This is a genomic window from Devosia sp. A369, assembly GCF_054489345.1.
This window is the reverse complement of record NZ_JBTMWV010000015.1, coordinates 40,851-62,805: the sequence shown is the minus strand read 5'-3', so window position 1 is coordinate 62,805 and position 21,955 is coordinate 40,851. Positions and strand designations below refer to the sequence as shown.

Annotated in this window: 13 protein-coding genes and 2 pseudogenes; 5 read left to right on the top strand and 10 right to left on the bottom strand. The window is 61.3% G+C overall.

What is annotated here, in order from left to right; genetic code table 11:
- Positions 1 to 11: 11 nt before the first annotated feature.
- Positions 12 to 135: pseudogene (locus tag ACX3OZ_RS15965) on the top strand (IS256 family transposase); the annotation flags it as partial.
- A 39-nt stretch (positions 136 to 174) separates the two neighbouring features.
- A pseudogene (locus ACX3OZ_RS15960) lies at positions 175 to 419 on the top strand (transposase); the annotation flags it as partial.
- 141 nt (positions 420 to 560) lie between these two features.
- Here ACX3OZ_RS15960 and ACX3OZ_RS15955 read toward each other — a convergent pair.
- From ACX3OZ_RS15955 to ACX3OZ_RS15935, 5 genes are all read right to left on the bottom strand, one after another.
- Positions 561 to 1,574 carry a glycosyltransferase family 2 protein gene (locus tag ACX3OZ_RS15955; RefSeq protein WP_459097270.1) on the bottom strand — a complete coding sequence of 338 codons (1,014 nt, stop codon included), beginning with the start codon at positions 1,572 to 1,574 and terminating at the stop codon, positions 561 to 563.
- A 5-nt stretch (positions 1,575 to 1,579) separates the two neighbouring features.
- A complete protein-coding gene (locus tag ACX3OZ_RS15950) occupies positions 1,580 to 2,839 on the bottom strand; it encodes a glycosyltransferase family 4 protein (RefSeq protein ID WP_459104878.1) in 1,260 nt (419 codons plus the stop codon).
- Between the two features lie 75 nt (positions 2,840 to 2,914).
- The gene (locus ACX3OZ_RS15945) at positions 2,915 to 4,306 is read right to left on the bottom strand and encodes an O-antigen ligase family protein (protein ID WP_459104877.1); all 1,392 of its coding nucleotides are present in this window, start codon (positions 4,304 to 4,306) and stop codon (positions 2,915 to 2,917) included.
- Positions 4,293 to 5,498 carry a glycosyltransferase gene (locus ACX3OZ_RS15940; RefSeq protein ID WP_459104876.1) on the bottom strand — a complete coding sequence of 402 codons (1,206 nt, stop codon included), beginning with the start codon at positions 5,496 to 5,498 and terminating at the stop codon, positions 4,293 to 4,295. The genes ACX3OZ_RS15945 and ACX3OZ_RS15940 overlap by 14 nt, the downstream gene beginning before the upstream one ends.
- Positions 5,495 to 6,664: a GNAT family N-acetyltransferase gene (locus ACX3OZ_RS15935; protein WP_459104875.1), complete on the bottom strand. Its 1,170-nt coding sequence runs from the start codon at positions 6,662 to 6,664 to the stop codon at positions 5,495 to 5,497. Before ACX3OZ_RS15935 ends, ACX3OZ_RS15940 begins: the two co-directional genes overlap by 4 nt.
- Positions 6,665 to 7,132: 468 nt before the next feature.
- On the opposite strand from ACX3OZ_RS15935, the gene ACX3OZ_RS15930 reads away from it, so the two are divergent.
- Positions 7,133 to 8,854, top strand: coding sequence for a M10 family metallopeptidase C-terminal domain-containing protein (locus tag ACX3OZ_RS15930; RefSeq protein WP_459104874.1), 1,722 nt, complete (start codon positions 7,133 to 7,135; stop codon positions 8,852 to 8,854).
- On the opposite strand, the gene ACX3OZ_RS15925 is transcribed toward ACX3OZ_RS15930, so the two are convergent.
- On the bottom strand, positions 8,851 to 10,431 hold the full coding sequence (locus ACX3OZ_RS15925; protein ID WP_459104880.1) for a GMC oxidoreductase: 1,581 nt from the start codon (positions 10,429 to 10,431) through the stop codon (positions 8,851 to 8,853). The two genes, ACX3OZ_RS15930 and ACX3OZ_RS15925, sit on opposite strands and share 4 nt — an antisense overlap.
- 164 nt (positions 10,432 to 10,595) lie before the next feature.
- Between ACX3OZ_RS15925 and ACX3OZ_RS15920 the strand changes: the two genes are divergently transcribed.
- Both ACX3OZ_RS15920 and ACX3OZ_RS15915 read left to right on the top strand, forming a co-directional pair.
- Complete coding sequence (locus ACX3OZ_RS15920) at positions 10,596 to 11,516, top strand: glycosyltransferase family 2 protein (protein ID WP_459104873.1); 921 nt, start codon at positions 10,596 to 10,598, stop codon at positions 11,514 to 11,516.
- A gap of 134 nt (positions 11,517 to 11,650) precedes the next feature.
- On the top strand, positions 11,651 to 12,856 hold the full coding sequence (locus ACX3OZ_RS15915) for a hypothetical protein (RefSeq protein WP_459097278.1): 1,206 nt from the start codon (positions 11,651 to 11,653) through the stop codon (positions 12,854 to 12,856).
- On the opposite strand, the gene ACX3OZ_RS15910 is transcribed toward ACX3OZ_RS15915, so the two are convergent.
- The 4 genes from ACX3OZ_RS15910 to ACX3OZ_RS15895 are packed head-to-tail and all read right to left on the bottom strand — an operon-like array spanning position 12,853 to position 21,642.
- On the bottom strand, positions 12,853 to 14,247 hold the full coding sequence (locus ACX3OZ_RS15910; protein WP_459104872.1) for an HlyD family type I secretion periplasmic adaptor subunit: 1,395 nt from the start codon (positions 14,245 to 14,247) through the stop codon (positions 12,853 to 12,855). The genes ACX3OZ_RS15915 and ACX3OZ_RS15910 overlap by 4 nt on opposite strands.
- Positions 14,244 to 16,388 carry a peptidase domain-containing ABC transporter gene (locus ACX3OZ_RS15905; protein ID WP_459104871.1) on the bottom strand — a complete coding sequence of 715 codons (2,145 nt, stop codon included), beginning with the start codon at positions 16,386 to 16,388 and terminating at the stop codon, positions 14,244 to 14,246. The genes ACX3OZ_RS15910 and ACX3OZ_RS15905 overlap by 4 nt, the downstream gene beginning before the upstream one ends.
- Before the next feature lie 12 nt (positions 16,389 to 16,400).
- Positions 16,401 to 16,697, bottom strand: a complete 297-nt coding sequence (locus tag ACX3OZ_RS15900) for a hypothetical protein (RefSeq protein WP_459097281.1) — start codon at positions 16,695 to 16,697, stop codon at positions 16,401 to 16,403.
- 22 nt (positions 16,698 to 16,719) lie between these two features.
- Complete coding sequence (locus ACX3OZ_RS15895) at positions 16,720 to 21,642, bottom strand: DUF4082 domain-containing protein (RefSeq protein ID WP_459104870.1); 4,923 nt, start codon at positions 21,640 to 21,642, stop codon at positions 16,720 to 16,722.
- Positions 21,643 to 21,955 lie beyond the last annotated feature (313 nt).

Below are 21,955 nucleotides of genomic sequence, written 5' to 3'. Positions count from 1 at the left end.
GTCTCAATCATCGCCGGGCCATCAGGGCAAGGGGCCACTTCCCCAGCGATGATGCCGCCACGTGAGTGGTCCATGGCCAAGGCTCAGTTCGTCGTCATCTTCGGCGAGCGCTTCATCCGAGCCATGGCGGCGTAATGTGAAATCGCCCGCCACACACGAAATTACTGACAGTCCCTGCCGGTCAGCAACGACACGCTGCTCAGGGTGGTGCGGCGCCGGGCCCGCCAGCCAACTGAGGTTCTGAAGGTTGTCGGCATTGATGACTGGGCCTGGCGCAGGAACCATCGGTACGGTCCGTCGTCTGCGACCTGGAGCGGCGGCGGATCGTAGCACTGTTGCCTGATCGGGAAATCGCCACTGTGGCGGCCTGGCTCGCCAATCATCCGGAAATCAACATCGCCTCCCGTGATCGCGGTGGAGCGACACGATGTTCCTCGACTTCCCAGCCGGAGCCCCGGGCGCGGCTCACAAACCATGCCGTTCTCGCCAGCAAGCTCGAACGCTATTTTAGCCTCCGCTATGGCGAAACGTGCCCCCAGGCCAATGGACACAAGTGTGCATTAAAGGCCGTCGACTGAGCCCCTTCCGGCGCTGTCACCTAGATCGGACCGGCATTTCCTTCTGCGTGGCGAGGCGATAGCTTGCCACGCGGCTGAAAGGCGCGTTGTGCCGCGGCGACCGACCATGAAGGCTAACATGGAGACACAGCCGGGCGAGAGGCGAATGGCGCTCAGCAGAAAACCCATAGCGCGGCGGCGCTTGCCGAACTTGTACAAATAATGGGCCAAGTCGAGACGTAGCAGCGAGTGCTGGTAGGGACAAAGGGCGAGCACGTCCTTGTTTTTCTTGAGGATGCGCAGGAGGCCCGTGCACTCCCTGCGCTTGTTGCGCGAAATGCTGTCGGCTGACATGAAGCCAAGGACGACGGGCTCTGTATCCTCAAAAATGTCCACGTTCCTCGCGACCCGGACAGCAAACTCCCAGTCTTCATTTGCCTGGACGAGCGGGTCGAACCAGACTATCCCGGGATAGCAGTTCCGCCGAAAAAGTGTGTTCTGGAGACTGATCCGGTTGTCCATGAGCAGATGCTGGAGCGTGTTACCGCCGGGCACCAGTTTGGTGGCGGGATCGGGCGCGACGGCGACCTTGCCCTTGCCGAACGAGAATTTTTTGTCGCGGCCGTAGAGGATTTTCGGACCGGTTACAATGCCATAGGCAGGACCGAGCGTGGCGAGGAGCTGCATCTGCCGGTCGAGCTTGCCCGGAAGCCAGAGATCGTCGCTGTCCTGGAAGGCAATAAACTCGCCTTTCGCCAACGCGATGCCGGAATTTCTGGCCGCGCCGGCGCCACCATTCTTGACTCGTCTCGTGAACACCACCCTTGGATCATTGAAGCCGCGAACGATGGGTTCGACATTTTCTGAGGACGCGTCATCGACGACAATCAGCTCCAGATCTGACCAAGACTGGGAGAGAACGCTGGCCATCGCGTCGCCTAGGGAATGCAACCGATTGAAGGTGGGCAGGATCACCGAAACCATTGGTGGACGGGTAAAAGCAGCGTCGTGTTCCATATCACTCATTCCGTTGCCGTGTGGAAATCTGACGGGGGCCACTTGCCGCTTGCTGCCGTTCGCAGCTTGAGGCTTTCGAGGCTTTTCCTGTCGCGTTTGCGCTTGGGCTCGTGGTTGTGGAGCTCTCGCTGGAAGGCTTTTCCGAGAACGCTGGCGACCTCGCCGAGTTTGAAAGAAGCCCTTTGGCTGGATACGGTTTCGTAGATGTCGAGGAGTCGTTTGCTCATGCCTTCGAGGCTGAAATTAGCCTCGACGGTTGCGCGACCAATTTGGCCCAATGCCTCCCGCAGGACCCTGTCGGCCAACAGGCTTTCGATCTGCGCCGCCAGCGGGTCCGGTCCCTCCTTGCCATTGCCGTGCCCATAAAAACCCTGTTGCATGAAGAGGTGAATGGTGTCCGGCGCGAAGATGCGAGAGAATCCTTCCTCACCCTGGACGATCAGCGGGCGCCCGATGGAGAGAGCGCGGAGGGCGGAGCTGCCCATGCCGAGTACGACGTCGGCGGCTGCATAGGCGGATCTGGGGTCGCCCGCTTCGCCGACAAGGCTCACCACTTCCCGGCCATGTCGCGCGTTTACAGCGTTTCCACGGCTGAGCAGGGCATCGCCTGCGGGCCCGCCACCGACGATGGCGAGGCGAACGGGGAAACGAGACGCCAAAAGATCAATTGAATCAATGGCGCGGACCAGGGCGTCGAGCTTGAGATCGACGGCGAGGCGCGACACGGTCACGAACAGAAGGTCGCTGTCCGAAAGCGAAAGCCGCTGTCGGAATGCGCTGCCGTCGAGGCCTGGATGGTCGCGTTGGGTGTCGATTGGTGGCTCTATGGACCAGACCGGGCCCGGGCGAATTTCCCTTGCCTTTTCAGTGAGTTCCACTGTGCCCATGATCAGGGGCAGCGAGGGAGGAATGAATGGAGAGAGGGTCATGTCGAGGATGGTGGCAAGCACTGGGACGCGGCCGAAAAGGCCGGCGCCGAGATAGGCGTCAAGGCAGGGTGGCCATTCGTAAGTGTGGATGAGATCAGTTTTTTCGCACCTCGCCAGGGCGTAGAGCTGGGCCATTTTTGCGGGTGCCGGACGATACTTGAAGGGTATGGCCTTGACGAATTTCAGACCGAGTTCGCGGATGTAGGGAACCAGGGGGCCGTCTGTGCCGTAGATGATGACGTTGTGGCCTTTTGCGGCGACGGAGGCGGCGAGGTCGATGGCGTTGATCTGGCTGCCGCCGATGGTTAGCTCATGCGGATAAACGATTATTTTCATCTGGCGCCGGGACCCCTGCAGCTTGTTCGCGCAAATTTAGCGGTGCGGACCAGCGGTCGAAATCAGCACAACGGGCTAGGTCCGAAGTTGCGCAGGATGAATGGTGGATGAACGAGGACTGAATGAATCGGCCATCCACCGGCCGCTGCCGAGGAGCAGGATAAAAAGCACGTAGGTTGCGCCCCAGAAGTGGACCATCCACCCGGCGAAGAAGAAGCCGCTCATGGTGATGAGGTAGGCGAGCCGGCACTGTTCCTCGCGCCCATCGAGACCTGTGGCAAAAGTGACGGAGAGCGTGGTTGCGAAAAAGGCCAGCGCCATGAAGAATGCAGCCGGGATGCCGCCGACAATGGCGTTCACCAGCCAGAACATGTCGACGCTGAAGGGCATCCACGAGGGGCGGTCCCATTCGCCCATGCCAACGCCGAAGATGGGATGGTTGAGAACGGACTGCGATCCGAATTCCCAAATCAGCAAGCGGAAATAGGCTGAGGCTTCGTCGAGCGCGAAATAGGAAAAGAGGATTGCCGGCAGCGAGCGATTGGAGAACAGATCGACGACCAGTGCCGAGGATGCAACGATCCCGATCAGCAGCCACCAGCGGCTTGCCAGCTTCCGGAAGACCTTGTCCCAGATTAGTAGCATGATCTGGGCCATGACGGTCGACATCGGACCCGAGGACATGGAGAGAAAGGCCGTGATGGCCACGACGCCCGTGCTCGCCACGCGCTGCGTCATGGTTTTGGCGTAACCGCGGACGATATAGGTCATGGCGAGAGCGCCGGAGCAGAAGACGCCGAAGAGGATGGGGTGCTCGAAGACCGATTGGACACGCCTGATTCCGAGCCGTGGCGGCTGATAATTGATGATGTGCGTGGGTAGGACGCGCGAGGCGAGTTCGAGGACGATATTCCGCCCCGTTGCCACCTCAAGCAGCGCCAGCGGAAACAGCACAAGGCCAACGATAATGAAGAGCAGGCGGGCAAGGGCTTCATAGTCGCGCGCCGAACGAATGTATGCGCGCGCCACCATGTATGCGCCCATCGTTTCAAGCACCTCGCTGCCGGCCTGCTCGACAGCGCCGGAAAAGCCGTGCGCGACAAAAAGGGCGACAGAAATCCAGCAGGAGAACCCAAGCGTGGCGATATCGGCGATGCCGATGCGCCCGGCCTTGCCGCTGAGCAGCCGAAACAGGGCTGGAAAGAACACCACGATCAGAACCATCCGATAGGGCTGCATGGCGAGTGACCCCAGCGGAATGATCCAGGGAATGATCAGGGACCAGCAGAGAGCGATAACGGGCCAGGCAAGCCGGGTGGTTTGGACATCCGGCGCCGCGATGTCGTCCCGGCGACGCTCGATACGCGGCGCGCGAACAGGGCGGTCGGTGGCGCGGGGCGGTCGAGCGGCGGATCGCGCGAATTGCGAGCGTGGAGGTGCCAGACGGGGCGCATTAATTCTGGACAAGGAACAGGCGCTCCGTCTGCGGGTTGGCCCGATCCCTGAGCAGTCCCTTGAGCATCTGGGCGCGGGCCACGCTCACGCGGTCATAGGCAAAGTGCCCTGCATCGACCGCGATCTGGTGACCGAAGCGCCGTCTCAGGGTGGAATCGGCAGCAAGTCGCACTAGCGCGGCGGTGAGAGTATCGACGTCGCCCGGCCGGACGATGATGCCGTTGCGGTCATGTTCCACCAGACGTGATGCGCCCATCGGCGTTGTGATCACCGGCAGGCCACAGCCGGCCGCCTCAAGGGTCACCTGCGGCCCGCCCTCTTCGAGGGTGGGGAAGACGAATACGTCACAGGATCGGTAGAGGTCGCCAAGTCGGGTGGTGAACGGGACGAGCCTGATCCGGTGCTCCGACACTGCATAAGCCAGCCTTTCGGCAAGGCAGGGTTCAATATCACCGACGATCAGAAGCTCACCCTGAACGCGGCTTTTGTCCCAGGCTTTGATCAGCTCGAGGATGCCCTTGCGGACACAGGCTGTGCCGACAAAGAGCGCTCGAAACGCGTTGTCGCGACGGGGAGCGGCCTCGCCGGCAAAACGGGCTGGCTCCCAACCAAAGCTGGTTGGCAGTATCTGCTTGCGGTCCATCCCAGCCTCGGTGAGGGAGGTCTCGGCACAGGGATTTGAGGCGAAGGCGTAGTCAAAGCGCGCCAGCTCCGCCAGTTCGGCCTTCACGGCTGCCTCGGTAATGGAGTGTCCGGGCGGAAGCCCTGCCCTTGCATATGCCTGGTCGAGAATTGGCTTGGCTGTTGCCATGCAGCAATTGATCATTTCCCGGACGGTGACGATCCCCCGACGCCGGGCATGCTCAACAATCTCGGGAGGCGTGCCCGGCCAGAGATAGGCAATGGTGGTTTGGGGGTCGGCCCTCTCCAGCTGGTCCTTGAAATTTTTGACGAGCCGACGCTCTGCCGCGGGTTTGACCTGCGTCCATGGCAAGCGGGACAATGGGAAGCGGAGGGCGGGATCGAATTCGATGTTCGCGGGCCCCTCGGTGCGGAGCCGGGGCAGGAACAGGATGGGCCGGATCGACTGGGCGTTGAACTGGGACAGAATATTGACGCAGCTTTGTGGCCAGCCATTGCCCGCATAGGGCAAGCTGCAATAGGTTAGGCAGGTCAGTTCAGGTCCGTTGTCATGCCTCGTCATGGGGCGACCTCAGCGTCCACCACCACGACACTGCCGCGCTTGCGCCACATGGTCTTGAGATGCCCCAGCCATCCGATCGACGCGGCGAAGCGGCGCGCGATCTCATTGGCCAGTGTGAACAAGGAATGCATCCACAGGACCAGCAGCGGCCATAGTCTTGGCGCGGCGATCATGACATCGCATTCGTTGCGCAACAACTGACCGAAGCGGGATTTGTACTCCGCCTCACCCTGACCGAAATCCATCAGCACCACTGCCGGATCGCGACACAGATCCTCGATCATTCTGAGCATGGCCAGACGGCCGACGGCATATCTTGCGAAGGCCGGATCATAGCCCGGCGTGCCCAGCGCGCAGGTTCCGGCATAGATGGTGCCGGACCAGAAGGCGACGGGACGGCCTGCGCAATAGAGCATCCAGATACGGGCCCACCCCTTTGCAAAACCGATCCGCAAAAGCGCCCGGTCGAGCACCGAGGCGGAAAAGGCGGCGCCCAGATTGTGTTGGTAGGTCAGCTCCGCCACTGCCGCCATATGCGTACATGCTTCCTCAAGCTCATCCGGACGCTCGAAGCGGCGCAGCCTCACATCGCCGTAGAAATGTTTCATCAGGTTGCGCTCTTCACGCCGCAGCATCTTGCGCGTCGATGCCGAGTGCTTAGCGAGAAACGCGCTAAAACTATCCGAAACGTCGATACCCCTGCGGTGCGTCGGGATCTTGCCGTGGTTGCGAAACAACCAGTGACTGACGGCTTTGGCGGCCGCGAGGCGCTGGCCAGCAATATCCAGATTGCGCATGACCACAAGATCGGCGTCTCCCCTGGCCAGGGCGGCACGGATGGCAAAAAGGGCATGCTCCTCGTCGGCGCGGCCGCGCGAGCCTAGAATGCCGTCAAAAGCGACGATCAGAGCGCGCTGCCTGATGTGCCCCACTGTCAAATAGCCGAACTTGAACGGCAGATGCAGATCCTCGGTCCGGGCAACGACCAGCATGTCGTGCCCGTCAGCCTGAATGTGGATGACATAGGGCGCGACGGGCGCCGGGAACGCCTGCACCACAGTCAAAAAATAATCGATATCAGCGTCGATGTTTGGAACGGACAGGGAGGCCCAGAGCGGACGAAGGCTTTCTACCGCTGTCACGGTCCGCGCCACGACGATATCCACCGTCTGCATCGAAAGTGCCCCCCGGCAAGAGACGTCTGCCTACGTAAGCTTGCGAATCTTGCATGATGTTTTGGGCACGAAAATCGACCGAACGGGCTAGATGCGGCCGCAATGGGCGATTGCCGATGCAGAACGAGACGCTGCGTCACCGCGCCGCATTCGGCATCGAGTCGTCACGAGCGTCTGGCAGTATAAAGCACTGTCATCTCAGAAATTTCTTGGCCTGTTCAATATCCGACCTAAGCATTTTTGCTTAGATTTGGACGATCAGAATGCCCTTTTGTCACTCGGACGAGCTAATCATAGCCACAAAATCGCCCATATAATCGACCAACTAGACAGCTTCTTTAATAGGATAGGTAATTAACCATGGGATATTGGCCCGATGGAACTAATTCTGGAATACCCGACGGGGTTACACTGAATGCACGTACCGGCGACATCGTTGTCACGAAGGCAGGTACCGTATTGTCCGGCCTCGATATTCGCGGGACCGTCTATATCCAAGCCGACAATGTGACGATCGAGAACAGCAAGGTCTCCAGCTCTGGTTTTTCGGTGATCAACGTCAAACAGGGGGTAACCGGCACTGTCATTATGGACAGTGAGATCGACGGCCTGGGCAAGTCCGGCAAGGGCATCATTGGTCATGGCACGTTTCTGCGAAACGACATTCACGGTGTCGTCGACGGTATCGATGTGAACGGCAACAATACCCACATCGAAGGCAACTATATCCACGACCTCTATGGCACAGATGATCCGCACTATGACGGCATTAACATCGACGCCAGCAATGTAACGGTGAAACGAAACACTGTGATCGTCGACCATTCGCAGACATCCGCGCTGATGGTGTCGAGCGACTGGGGCACTGTCCGCAACGTTCTCGTTGAAGACAACCTGCTGGTTGGCGCCGGCTATACCGTTTATGCGGTAACGGGCAAGGCTGGCCCTGGCACGCTTGTCGACGTCAAATTCATCGACAACCACTTTGGCAAGGGCCATTGGGGCACGTTCAATACCAACACCAGCGTCCACCAGTCCGGCAACCTCAACGATGGTGACGAGTTGGCTGCAGGTCTGTCCGAGAACGGTGCCTATGTTCCCTCGAAGCCGGGCGAACCCCAGCCTGGCAACCCGGACCCCAATCCCACGCCGTCCCCCGAGAATGGCGCGACCGAGGGTGACGACGTCCTGACCGGTAACGCCGATGCCAACACCATCAATGGCTTGGGCGGTAACGACCGCATCGATGGCGGTTCTGGCAACGACACGATCATCGGCGGCCTGGGACGAGATACCCTCACTGGCGGCGCTGGAAATGACGTGTTCGCCTTCCGCTCCACCAGCGAATCCGGGACCAACAACTCCACGCGCGATGTGATCACCGATTTCGTCTCGGGCCAGGACAAGATCGACCTCAGTGGTATCGACGCCGACAGCCGTACCTCGGCCAATGACGATTTTACCTTCCTAGCAGCAGACAACGCCGTCTTTACCAAGAAGGCCGGCGAATTGGCATGGCACACTGACGCCGCCAACAACCGGACGATCGTCCAGATCGACGTCAACGGCGACGGCGTCAGCGATCTCGATATCGCCATGGCCGGGATCAAGCAGCTTACGGCCAAGGATTTTATCGGCGTTGCTGGTACGGTCACGAGTCCAACTCCGACGCCGCCCACCACTCCGACGCCAACCCCGCCCAACACGATTAACGGCACAAAGAACGCCGATCGTCTGACCGGCACCAACGGCAATGACACTATTGACGGCCGCGGCGGCAACGACACGCTGTCCGGCGGTAACGGCGATGACATCGTGATCGGTGGTACCGGCCGGGATACGCTCACCGGCGGCGCTGGAAACGACGTGTTCCAGTTCAAGGCCGTCAACGAGATGGGTACCAGGGCCGGCTATCGTGACGTAATCACGGACTTCAAGCAAGGCGCAGACAAGATCGACCTCAGTGCTATCGACGCCAACAGCCGTGTCGCAGGCAACCAGGCGTTTTCCTTCGTCGCCGGAGATGACACCATCTTCAACAAGAAGCCCGGCGAAATCGCATGGCACACCGAAAAGGGTATCACCGTCATCCAGGGTGATATCAACGGTGATGGCCGTCACGATTTCGAGATCCAGCTGACTGGCCACATTCAGCTGACCGAGGGTGATTTCATCCTCTAGTCCGCAACATTGCGACCTGAGTGACGGCTCCCGCCCGCAAGGCGGGAGCCGTCATTTTGCGCCCCGGCCCGGAAGAAATCTGCAGTCGCCGGCCGCCCCAGGTAGGAATCGGCCAGCCACATAGCGAGCGTCATGACAGTAAAGCTAGGGTTGGCGCTGCCCGCGGTGGGAAAGACCGAGGCGCTGGCCACGGCGAGATTGGGGATGGCGTGACAGCGCAGGTCTGACCCGACCACCGAGGTCGCGGGATTGTTGCCGCTTCGCGTTGAGCCCGAGGGATGGGCGCAGGCCTCGGCGCGGTCGCAGATGCGGTTGGCGGGGTCGAGTATCGAATTGTCCCAGTCGAGCGGGCAGAGTGTGTCGAAGCCGGAACGCTTCCAATAGAGGGCGAGGCGACGGACGATGGACCGGAAGGTACGCTCGTCGGCATCACGCGGCTTCCAGTCGAGCTGTGCCATGCCCATTCCGAGACGATCCTTCTTGTGGGAGAGGCGGATGCGGTTTTGCGGATCGGGAAGCTGCTCGACGCCGGCGATTATGCGGAACGGCACATCGCGCGGGACATAAAGCTGGCGGTAACGGAGCCGCCAATAGCTGGCGATGGAGGCGCGCCCGATCTGGCCCAGCGCCCGACGCACTTGCCTCGCTTCCATCCGGCCGTGCTGGAGCCCATGGGCGAGGGCCTTGACGACCGCTAGGCCGCTATCGGGTTTGTCCACTGACACATGGACAAATCCGCTCGAAACATTGTCCGCGACCTGGGCGCTTCGGGATAATTCGAGGTGGAGGTCGCGGCGCGTGCCCTTGATGAAGCGGCCGCCCAGCATGTGGTTGGTTAGCTCTGCGCGCTGGCGATCAACGACGGCGATCTCGGCCTTCAGATGATCCTGAAAATAGCGGCCCAGCGCGTCGGTGCGGGCAAAGGCGCGATCGTCGCTCGAAGCGTCAAGTGCGAGCAACAGGCGGGTGGATTCAATTGTGCCGGCGGCGATGGTGAACTCGTCGGCGCGCACGGTCAGGGTGGCGCCCGAAAGGCTGCGCGCAGAGACCGCCTGCAGACGTCCCTGATCTCGGTCTAGGGCGAAGTCGACGACGCTGGCATGAAGCACCACGGTGAGATTGAGGCTGGAGCGAATCTCCCTGCCAAGCGTGGCCATGATATTTCCGTGCGCGATGGAGGGGCGCTTGGCCCAGCGGGCCTGAAAGTTCTCGATGTCGGCCAGCAGGAGGCCTGAAGCGCCAGGAGCGGCGGCGTCGATGTCTTCAAAAGAATCGTGACCGATCTTGAACAGGTCCTCTAGTTCTCGCTGATAGTGTTCCAGCGCGCCCATGGCTAAGGGCCATTCATCCAGCGCGAGATGCTCGCGGCGTTGTTGATCGTGAGCGCTGATCGGGATCATGCGGCCATGGGTTTCGTCATCGAGTTCAAGGCCACCGCTTTCGAGGAGCACGACCTGCCGATGGTGCTGGGCCAGGCGGCTGGCCAATAGCAATCCGGCAACGCCGCCGCCCACAATGCAATGTGTCGCGCTGGTGGGTAGATTGGCGCTGCCGACTCGAAGGTCTCGAATTGTCATCGGGACACACTCCCAAGGGTTCGAGCGACAGTAGCGCTCGCCGTGAGGTAAGAGGCTGAGTAGTACGGCTGGCGATGTAGCCATTCAGGCTAATGGCGTTGCGTTCGGGTTATTGTCGGGCACGGCCCGTACCAGCACCCTGTTGCGAAATCGGGAGTGCCGGAATGGTCCAAACGCCGCGCGCCAGCGTCATTCTTCCGCATTTGAACGAGCCGGATCTACTGGCTTGCCTGCAATCGCTCGACCAGCAAAAAATGGATGGGATCCCCTTCGAGATCATCGTTGTGGACAATGGTTCAACGGTGCCGCCCGAGGGCACTGTTTCATTGCTGTCAGGCGCGCGGCTGCTCTACCAACCCATTCCCGGGCCTGGGCCGGCGCGCAATCTGGGCGCTGCGGAGGCAAAGGCGCCGCTACTGCTGTTCATCGATGCCGATTGTATCGCCATGCCGCACTGGCTGTCGCGGGTCGTCAGTTATTTCGATGAACACAAGTCGGTCGACATCGTCGGTGGCAATATTCGCATCCAGCCCACCCGTTCAGGGCGGCTGACCGCCGTCGAGGCCTATGAGAGCATCTACAGCTATAGGGCCCGCTTTTACGTGGAGCATCATGGCTTTGCGGCGACAGGGAACATGGCGGTCCGGGCCGAGGTGTTCCAAAAAATAGGACCCTTTGGTGGCATCGGCACGATGGAGGACACGGCGTGGGGCCAGCGTGCGACCGGCATGGGATATCGCATCGCCTATCTTGATGGCGCCTGCGTGACGACGCCATCATGCAAGTCTATTGCGGAACTGACGCGGCGTTGGGACCGGCACGTGGCGCATGAATTTGGCGAACTGGACCGGACCCCCGCCAGCGTCGCCCGCTGGTTGGCCAAGAGCGCCATCATGGCGTTGTCCCCGTTGGGCGAGATCGTGCCCATCTTGCGCAGCGATCGGGTTGAGGGCGTGCGCGAGAAAATGCTTGCCTTCGCCTGCCTTACCAGGGTTCGGCTCTACCGCGCAGCCCGCATGATCGACCTCCTCTGGCACGACAATGCCGCGAGCATGGTTGACTTGTGGAACCGCGAAAAGCGCTAGGTCAGGTCATTCGATCGGACTAGCGCGTGCCGAATCTACTTCCCAGCGTAGGCCAAACTGCATCGCATGAGCGATGTCTCCGCCCTGCCGCAGCATGGCAATTTTACCGCTGATCCAGACGTGGGAGACGGGCGATGCTGAACGGCGTCAACGGACTTGAAGATCCTGAGGTGACTCCAGACGCTGGAACGGACCGGATCACCGCCATGGCGACCGGCTTCGGCGTCAGCGCGCAGCGTTTGATAGATTTGTGTGACCTGGCAGCGAGTGGCCTCCCGCAGATGGCCCTGCCGGAATTGAGCTTCGTTCACACGATGCGCAGCAAAGCCAACCGCAATGGCTCGGGCAGCAATGCCGAGGGTGATAATCTGCGATATGCGGTCAATGTCGCGCAGGGTCTGGGCTGGGTGCCGCAAGCGGTGCAACATCAGGTTCTGGGCGGCAAGACGGCGATTGACCTGGCTCTTCGCTGTGTCGCCCGTGCGCAGGCAGCCGGCGAACCGGGCGCCGTGGCATTGGCGGCCTGGGCCGCTGCGGAAACCGCTGGGGTCCATACGCCGGCACTCTTTGACATTCTTGCGCGGGCGCTGTCGGCTGAACCGGCAATCCACACCGTGCCCTGCGCCTGGGCGCTGACGGCGGCGGTAGCCGCCCGCCATCTTGGCGATACCAGCGAAGTGGAGCGGCGGGCTGCGGCCAAACTCGCCGGGGCGCAGTCGGATCATGGGCTGTTCCCGCATGTCCTGCCGTCTCGGGCCGCAAGCTGGATCCGCCGCCATGTCGGCAGCTTTGCGGACCAAGTCTATCCGATACAGGCCCTCGCGCGGTTGAGCGCTGCGACCGGTAATGCCGGTGCTCTCAAGGCGGCCAATGCCTGCGCGGCGCGGATTGTGAACCTGCAGGGACCAGCCGGGCAATGGTGGTGGCACTACGATACGCGCGACGGGCAAGTGGTGGAGGGCTATCCGGTCTATAGCGTGCACCAGCATGCCATGGCGCCTATGGCGCTGCTCGACCTCCATGATGCGGGCGGTGTGGATCATCGCCAGGCCCTGGCAAGGGGACTGGAGTGGATCGATGCGCGCCCCGAAACCACAAGCCCGATGGTGTCGGAGGGCGATGGCGTTATCTGGCGCAAGGTCGGGCGCAACGAGCCCAGCAAGCTGTCGCGCAAGCTCGGCGCCGCGACGACGGCAGTGGCTCCTGGCCTGCATCTGCCCTTTATCGACCTGATCTTGCCGACCGGCAAGATCGACCGGGAGTGCCGGCCCTATGAATTTGGCTGGATGCTCTATGCCTGGCGCTCGCGTGGTGTCGTTGCCGAACTGCGCCGGACCTAAGGTTCGCGTAGCGCCTCGTCCAGTCCGCGAATCAGCGGATGAAGGAAATAGGAGATGATCGTCCGCTCGCCGGCATGGATCTCCGCTGAGACGGTCATGCCCGGCAGCAGCACGAAATCCTTCGGCAGGTTGTTCAGTCGGCCCTCGCCCAATTTGACACCCACCTTGTAAAAGGTTGGCCCATTGTCCTGGCCAGCAGGGCTTGGCTGGGTGAAGGAATTACCGCTGATTGACGTTACCGTCCCGTCCATGGTTCCATGGACCTGAAATGGGAAGGCGTCGAACTTGATGCGGGCCAGATCTCCCAGCGCCAGATGGCCGATATCATTGCTCGCGACAATGACCTCGACATCTAGGGGCACATTGATGGGGACGAGCGTGATCAGCGGCTCGGCCGGCTGAATCACCGATGCGACCGAGCGCTGGGCGACCTCCAGGACTGCAGCATCGGCGGGGGCATGGAGCTTGGACATGGTGGCGCGGAGGTCGACCTTGCGCAGTTCTTCCCTGGCGCTGGCATAAGTGTCCTCCAGCTCCACCAATTGCTCAAGCGTCATGCGGCGGTAGTCTTCGATGAAATTCTGGCGCTCGGCCGCGGTCTTGTTGAGCTGTTCGCTCGCTTGCACCTGCTGGCCGGCGATCTGGCTCACGGTTACCTGCAGGTCGAGGCCGAGGTCGCGGCTTTCGAGGAGCGCCAGGCGCGAGCCGTTGCCGGTCTCGGCCAGATCAAAGCGCATGCTCTCGATTTCCCGCAGCCCTTCGAGCCGCTGGTCCAGCGCGGTCTTTTGGGTCAGTGAGGCGTCGATGACGGCCTGGCTTTGCGCAATCTGGGCGTCGAAATCGGTGAGCCGCGCCGCATAGGCCAACCGGCGTTGCCGGAAAAGCTGTTCCTGCATCGCGGCCTCGGACGAGGCTCCCGCTCCAGGGGCGTATGGACGTCCATCCACCTCAGCACGGAGGCGCGCAATCTGGGCGGTGAGATTGGCAATATGCGACTTGAGCTGCCCGGCATCAGACGAGCTGAAGGTGGGATCAAGCGTCGCCAGCAACTGGCCTTTCCGGACTATGTCGCCGGGTTTGACCGTGATGGCGCGAATGATCGAAGTCTCGAATGGCTGCATGACCAATGTCGGCTGACTGGTCGAGAGCTTGCCGGGGGCCACGACGACCTCGTCGATGTTCGAGACGCTGGCCCAGGCGATGCCGGAGCATATGGCGGACGCCACGATATAGAGCGTGAGGCGAGCGACGACAGGCGGCCGACGCTCTTCCAGCGCGATGGCGTCGGTCTGAAAATCCATGACGGTACTGTGCCCAACGGGCTTAGTCACAGCAGCAGGCGGCGCCTTTTTAGGTTTTACGAGCCGTGGTTTTTTGCTGAAGTTCTTCATCCGACGAGCTTTATTTGCTGGTTCCAGAGCTGGCGGTAGGTGGTGCAGCGGGTCACCAGCTGGCTGTGCGGACCCGAATCCACCAATTGCCCGCGATCGAACACGAGGATGGCGTCGGCATCGGTGAGCATGGAGAGGCGGTGGGAGACGATGATGACCGTGCGGCCCGCTGCGATGCCTTTGATGGAGCGTTTGACGATAGCTTCGCTCTCGGGGTCCAGGGCGCTGGTCGCTTCATCGAGAATGAGGATTTTTGGATTGGTGACGAGCGCCCGCGCAATGGAGAGCCGCTGGCGCTGACCGCCCGAAAGGTTCTCGGCGCCTTCCTCGATCCGCGTATCATAGCCACGGGGCAATTGCTCGATGAACTCGACGGCGCCGGCGAGTTCGGCAGCCTCCACGATTTGCTCGAAGGTGGCATCTGGCTTGGCGGCGGCGATGTTGTCGCGGACGGTGCCACAGAAGAGGAAACTGTCCTGTAGCACGACACCGATGCTGCGGCGCAGGTGATTGAGATCCAGTTCGCGCACGTCGTGGCCGGAGATGCGGATAAGGCCCTGCTGGATGGGATAGAGGCCCTGAATCAGGCGCGTCATGGTGCTCTTGCCGGAACCGCTGCGGCCCACCACGCCCATGACGCTGCCTCCGGGAACGACGAAGCTGATATCTTTGAGCGCTAATGCCCCATCCTGACGATAGCGGAAGGCCACGTTTTCGAACTCGACGCCGCCGGTGAGCTCTGGGCGCAGACCCTCGCTGCGGCCGGCATTTTCGACCTTCTCGTTCATCACTTGCCCGAGCATGCGCACCGAAAGGGCCACCTCCTGATATTCGTGGACCATCGTAACGATCTGCACCAGGGGGCCAGAGACACGGCCGGCCAGCATGTTGAAGGCGATGAGCGCACCCACGGTCAGTCCGCCGTCAAAGACTTGTAGGGCACCAAAGACGATGATGGCGACCGACATCAGCTTTTCGACAAGGCCAGTGACGGCCTGGGCGGTGACGGAGATGACCTCGACCTTGAAGCGGCTGTTGATAGTCTGGGCCGAGCGATCGTCCCAATTGCGCCGCTGCAAAGGTTCCATGGCGAGCGATTTGAGCGTGCGCACACCATGCATGGTTTCGACCAGCAGCCCCTGCCGCTCGCCTTCGGCGGCATAGAGATCGGCCAGCCGCTTGCGGAAGGGCACGACAAGCAAGGCCACGACAAGGCCAATAAGCGCACTGGCGCCAAGGACGATCAACGCCAGAAAGGTACTGTAGAGAAAGAGCACTGGAATGAAGACAATGAGCGAGAGCGCATCGAGCAGGGTGAGAAACAGGCGGCCGGTGAGGAATTCACGGATGCGGCCCGCCTGTTGCATATGCTTGACCAGCACGCCGGCAGAAGCCTGCTCGAAGTAGGTAATCGGCAGATCGAGCAGATGCCGGAAGGTGCGGGTTGCCACACGGATATCGATGCGATTGGTGGCGTAGACCAGCAGATAGCGGCGCAGGAAAACGAAGACAGCTTCAAAGATCAGGGCGATGCCGATGCCCACCGCGAGGACACTGAGCGTCGAATAGCTTTCATGCACCAGCACCTTGTCGATGACGAGCTGGAAAAAGATCGGCGTGGCGAGGCCCAGCGCGTAGAGAAAGAGCGCGGCAATGGCGACGTCGGTGAAGAGGCGCGACTGCTGCAGAATTTCGGGGATGAACCAGCGAAAGCCGAAGGGTTGTTCGGGGTCAGCCATACCATAGCTACGTTTGGCCAGGAGCACTTCGCCGGACCAGTGTTTGGCGAACTGATCGAGTTTAACGACAATCATGCCGCCGACCGTCTCGGCCAAAGGATCATAAAGCCTGAGGATACCGGCACCGGCTTCGTCTTTGTCGGCGCCGATGATGGCCACCCAATTGCCGTTTTGAAGCCGAACCAGCGCCGGGTAGGCTTGGCCAAGGCGCAGCAGGGCGGGGGCGCGCAGACGCGTGCGGCGGGCCTTGAGGCCGGCATTTTGCGCCATGCGCAACATCAGGTCTGGGCCAATGCCCTCCTCGCCAAGGGCGTATTCGGCAATCAGCCGTTCCGCGCTCACGTCGACATTGTGATGCCGAAGCACGGCGGACAGGCAGGAGGGGCCGGTCTGGATCGACATTTGGCGACGGCGTCAGACGAAGTTCGGCGAAACGCCGTCGCTCGACCTGGCGGGCCTGGCGGTGGCCGCCAGGTTGGGCTCGTTGCGGCGGATAGCGCCGGCTTCGATCAGTCCGTTCATGGCGTTTTGCAGCACTTCGAAGCTGTTGGCAAAACCTTCAAGCGACATGACGATGCGCATACGATGCTCGGGCACTGGCTGGCCCATATCGTCGCGCATGGTGTGGGAGAGGCTCACCAGGTCGAGCCGCATAATCGTGCCGGTAACGGTGATTTCGCCAATGGCATCGGCGTAGATTTCGGCTTGCATGGTGTTGGTCTCCGGTTGGTGTTCAGGTCGCGAGCTGTGCGTTGAAGACGACGTCGACATAGTAGTTGGAGGCATTGTAGCTGCTGGTGGGGAAGGCGCTGGAGCTGCCATAGGCGTAGAGGCCGTTACCGCCGCTTGTGGCGCTGGAAGGCGCGGTCAGCGGCCCCGAGGTGATCGCCTGGTTAAGGCCTGCACCGGTGACCGAGTAATTGCCATTGGTGTGATAGGAGATGACATAGGTCGCGCCTGCGGTGATGGCGATTGGCGTGGCAAAGTTTGCTGTCTGCCACCCGCTGGCAGTTTCGTTCTGGAAGCTGACACGGCCTAGATTGGTACCGGTCGAACTCCACAGCGTCGCCACATGCGGGCCGGTATTGTTGGGGCCTTTGTAGAATTTTGCCGCAGTGATGGTACCATTCTGGGATGAGGTGAACTTCATGCCCAGCTCGACCCCATTGGGGTCGTTGACCGAGATTGTTGCCGGTGTGGCGCTGGCGGCAAACAGGGAGACGCCGGTGGCTGCCGCCGCAACATTGAGGCCAACATTGGCGGAGGCAACGCCGCCACGGCCATCGGCGATGGCATAGTTTAAGGTGGCTGGGCCGGTATAGTTTGTGTTGGGCGTGAAGGTGATGATGTTGGTCGTGGCGTTGAAGACGGCGGTACCGTTCGTCGCGCCACTCGTGCCCGTAATGGTCAGGAGATCACCGTTGGCATCACTATCATTGGCCAGCAGTGTTGCCGCCTGGATTTGGAGGGGCGTATTGCGCTGGACCGTGATGCCGCTGTCATTGCCGGCGACCGGGGCGGTGTTGGCGCCGGGCGCGTAATAGACATCCACCCAGTAATTGGTGGCGTTGTAGCTATTGGTCGGGAAGAGGGGACCAGGGCCATAGGCGAAGAGGCCGTTGCCATTGCTGGCGCCGCTACCATTTTGCGGGGCGGTGATCCCGTTGTTGCTGATCGCGGTGTTGAAGGCCGCTGCAGTGGCGGAATAGTAGCCGGAATTGGTGTGATAAGAGACGACATAGCTCGTGCCCGCCGTCACTGCGATTGGGCTGGAGAAGCTGGCCGATTGCCAGCCACTGCTGGATTCATTGGTGAAGGCGACGGTGCCGAGCTGGATGCCGGTGCTGCTCCAAAGCGTGCCGGTATGAGGACCGGTGTTTTGTGGGCCCTTGTAGAAGCGGATACCATTGATCGATCCGGCAAGGGCCACGGTGAAGCGCATGCCCAGCTCGACCGAAGCCGGATCATTGGCTGTAACAGTGGCGGGCGTGGCATTGCTCGCAAACAGCGAGTTACCGCTGATGGCCTGGGTGACCGTCAGGGCGACGGAGGCCGAGGCGGTGCCGCCGCGTCCATCGCTGATTGAATAGACGAAGGACGCCGCGCCCGAATAGCCAGCGGTAGGGGTAAAGAGCACAGCATTGGTCTGGGCGTTGTACACCGCCGTGCCGTTGACACCGCCGGAGGCGCCGGTGATCGACAGCGGATCGCTGTCGGGATCATTGTCATTGGCCAGAAGTGCGGCGGCGCTCAGCGTCAGCGCCGTATTTTTCTGTGTTGTGTAGCCGCTGTCATTGGTCGCGATGGGGGCGCGATTGGTCGCTGCTGTCGCATTCATGATGACGTCGACCCAGTAATTCGTGGAGTTGAAAGAACTGGTCGGCATGAGGTTCGCTGTGCCGTAGGAGAAGACCCCATTGGCTCCGGCAGGCGCCGTGAGCAGGCCAGAGGCATGGCTCGTCGCGAAGTAATTGCTGGTTGTCGCATAGTGGCCATTGCTGTGGTAGCTGGCCACATAGGTGGTGCCCGCCGTGATCGGCACGGCATTGCTGAACATGACGGTCTGCCAGCCGCTTGCAGTCTCGTTGACGAAGGTGGCGGTGGCTAGCAGCGCGCCGGTGCTGGTCCAGAGCGAACCACTATGGGCTCCGGTGTCGAGTGCGCTCTTGTAGTAGCTGACGCCCGTGATGACGCCAGAGGCAGAAGCGACGAATTTGACACCCAGATTAACCTGGGCGGCGTCGGAATTGCTGAGCGTGGTCGGTGTGTCCGAGGGCCGGAACAGGGTGCTGGTGGTGACCGAGGGGGAAACATTCATGTTGACCACGGCCGAGCCGACGCCGCCGCGACCATCCGAAATCGAATAACCAAAGGACGCCGGGCCGGTATATCCGGTGGTCGGGATGAAGGTGAGGGTTTGCGCCTGGGCGTTTAAGGTGACGGTGCCGTGGGATGCAGATCCAGCGCCAATAACGGTCAGCACATCGTTATTGGGGTCGGTGTCATTGCCGAGCAGGGTCGCCATGGCGAAAGTGATCGGCGTATTAAGCTGCACCAGATAACCATCGTCATTGTGGCCGATAGGGGCCGCATTGGGCGTGGGAACGCCACTGAACACCACATCAACCCAATAGTTGGCGCTCGAACTGGTTCCCGGAAAGGCGCTGGCGCTGTCATAGGAATAGAGGCTACCCGTCGAGGTAAGAGGGCCTTGCAGATGCGGCGTAGCGTAGTAACTGGGCGAGGCGGCATATCCAATACCGTAATTGGATGCGACATAGCTGGTGCCAGCGGTGATCGAGACCGGGTTGTCGAAGATCACTGCTTGCCAGCCGCTGGGTGTCTCGTTGCGGAAGGTGGCGCGGGCCAGCAGCGTACCGGTGGAGGTCCAGAGAGAACCGATATGTTCGCCGCTGTTGCCGGTGCCTTTGAAATAGCGCAGACCGACAATGCTGCCCGACTGGTTGGAACTGAAGGTGACGCCGAGATTGACCGGCCGGTCATCGAGGCTGAAGGGCGCGGTGGGGGTTTCGCCCGGGCCAAAGAGATTGCCCGAGCCGCCCTGATCGACGCTGACCGCTCTGCCGGCGGTCGGCGTTTCGAGATTGATGCTGTCGTCGACGGCGCGCGACAGGATCGTATAGGTGCCGCCCACCAGGGGGGTCCAGCTATAGCTCCAATTGGAGGCGCCGGTGGCGCGATGCCATGAGGCGCCACCATCGGTCGAGACCTCGACCACCGAAACCAGACCGCCGCCATGATCGGTGGCAGTCCCGGTGACGGTGGCGGTCTTGGCTGCTTCGAGCGGCTCGGTCAGCGGGTTGATAACGGTGGTCGGCGCCAGACTGTCCATACTCTGGCTGGCCGTAACGAGGCTCTGCATCAGCGTTGTCGGCTGTACGCCCATATCGGCGAACAGATTGATCATCGCCTGCTGGACGTTGCGGTCGATCGGGGTTGCCTCATTGTCGTGGTGGCTGTCGAGGCCCCAGGACCAGTAGACGGTGCCGGCGCCGAAAACGAGTGCGCCGCTGGGAGCACGATAAAGCGTCAGGCTGTGCTGCGCCGTACCCGGACCGGTGGAGGCGCCATAGTCGAGCAGCAGGGTGTTGACGTCCACACTGGTGGAGGACAATGGCACCAAGCCCGCCGGGCGGAAGCCATTGTCGACGTCGGAATCCCACTCATAGCCAAGCAGGTTCTTGGTGAGCGTATAGACTTCGCCCGGATTGATGTCGGCGACGGCGGTATTGGTCCAGAAGCGCAGGTTGGATATGTCATAGGGCACGTTGATGGCGTCGAGCCGATAGGAATCGACAGTGAACATGGTGCCGGTCAGGTTGTTTTCCGGCCGCCCGGAGCCGAGCACCGGATCGCGCCAGGTGGAGGTGGTGCCTTCGGCGTCGCTGTCCGCATTGTCCCAGCGCTCCTTGTAGGAGACGAGGGTTTTGTAAGGCGTGCCGCTGCCGTCAATGCTGGTTTCCCAACGGGTTTCCCAATAGACCTCGTTGCCGCTCCAGAACGACAGATTGACCCCCGCATCGCGGGCAGCTTCGACATTGGCGCGCTGTTCGCCAGACCAGTATTCGTCATGGCCGACACTGAGAAAAATCTTGCTGTTGAGCAATTGGGCGGCGTTGGACGCTGCGTCGATGCCGGAGATGTAGTTGATGTCGTAGCCATTCTGCTCAAGGAAGCGGATGGCTGGATATTCGGCCCCGAAGATGTAGTCCTGCGGTCCAGCGGCGAAACCGCCATCGCGGGTGATTATGGGACGGTTGTAGCTGACCTTGCTGGCGCGGCCGGTGCGCAAGCCGCCGCCAATGCCACCGTAGAAATTGTAACCGCCCCACCAATTATAGGCCTGCCAGGTGGTGTCCGCGGTCTGGAAGGTGATGTCGCTTGGTGCTTCGTCATTGCGCACGATAAAGGGGATCATGTTCTCGCCCAGCGAGCCATCGAGGCGCGTCAGCTTGGCGAAATAGACCCCAGAAACGGCATCGGCCGGAACGGCCCAAGAGGCCGAGACGGACCAGTTGCCGGCATCGACAAGTTTGGTGGTTGGGTCGAAAAGCGGCAGCGGCTGGGATTGGGCACTGGCCAGATTGCGCTCGATGGTGTGGACCAGCCGGGCGCCATCGCCGCCATAGTAGCCGAGGCGGTAGATCTCGATCCGGTAATTTTTTGAGTCGGTGCTGATTTTGAAGTCGACAGTTTCGCCATGGTTCAGCGTAAATTGGGCGGCATAGCCTTCTATCGATGGATCGGCGAGGCCAATCAACCACTCGCTTTCTGGCGTGCCCTGCTTGCTGTTTTCCAGCACAATTGCATTTGGCGTGGCCGATAAATTATTGAGAGTCGACATGGTGTCACGCGCAAGACTAGTGCTCGCGCTGGTCGGCGCATCGACCGGTTCGTAAAAATCGAGAACGCGCTGGGCATAGCCAGTCGGCTTGCCATTGGTGGCGGCCGGACCACCTGTGCGCACGGAACACATGGTGCAGGCGCGGCCGGTACAGGTGCCGCAGGGCGTCGTGGCGGAGGCGGCGACCCAGCTGGCGCGCCAGTCAAGCAGATCCGGCGCTGCGGTTTTGTCGGTCTCCGAAGCGGCAGCGGGGGATGGGGCTTGCGGCGACGGCTCTGGCGGCGTCTTCAAGGCTTGCCCGGTCGCGGAGGCGTCGGCCAAGCGAGGTGTGGTCCCAGAGCGGGAAGGGCCGCTGGCCTCGACAGGACTCGCCGGCAGTAGATGTGGCGAGAGCGTCGGTTGGAACTGGGTCGGGGCAAATGTACTGCCGGCGACGGTAGCGTCCGGACCATAGGCTATCGCGGGCGTCAACGCGTTGGGCAGGTGTTGCGAGCGAGCCAGGGGGATCTTGTCCGCAAACAACCCAGACGTGGCCAAAGCAAGATTCTCGTTCAGGGGCACAAGGGCACTGGAGGCGCCTTTCGGGGCGGTCCAACGACTGTGA

Coding starts and splice junctions, on each gene's coding strand:
- ACX3OZ_RS15955 (WP_459097270.1), bottom strand. CDS start 1,574: ATGGAACACGACGCTGCTTTTACCCGTCCACCAATGGTTTCGGTGATC.
- ACX3OZ_RS15950 (WP_459104878.1), bottom strand. CDS start 2,839: ATGAAAATAATCGTTTATCCGCATGAGCTAACCATCGGCGGCAGCCAG.
- ACX3OZ_RS15940 (WP_459104876.1), bottom strand. CDS start 5,498: ATGACGAGGCATGACAACGGACCTGAACTGACCTGCCTAACCTATTGC.
- ACX3OZ_RS15925 (WP_459104880.1), bottom strand. CDS start 10,431: ATGACAATTCGAGACCTTCGAGTCGGCAGCGCCAATCTACCCACCAGC.
- ACX3OZ_RS15920 (WP_459104873.1), top strand. CDS start 10,596: ATGGTCCAAACGCCGCGCGCCAGCGTCATTCTTCCGCATTTGAACGAG.
- ACX3OZ_RS15915 (WP_459097278.1), top strand. CDS start 11,651: ATGCTGAACGGCGTCAACGGACTTGAAGATCCTGAGGTGACTCCAGAC.
- ACX3OZ_RS15910 (WP_459104872.1), bottom strand. CDS start 14,247: ATGAAGAACTTCAGCAAAAAACCACGGCTCGTAAAACCTAAAAAGGCG.
- ACX3OZ_RS15905 (WP_459104871.1), bottom strand. CDS start 16,388: ATGTCGATCCAGACCGGCCCCTCCTGCCTGTCCGCCGTGCTTCGGCAT.
- ACX3OZ_RS15900 (WP_459097281.1), bottom strand. CDS start 16,697: ATGCAAGCCGAAATCTACGCCGATGCCATTGGCGAAATCACCGTTACC.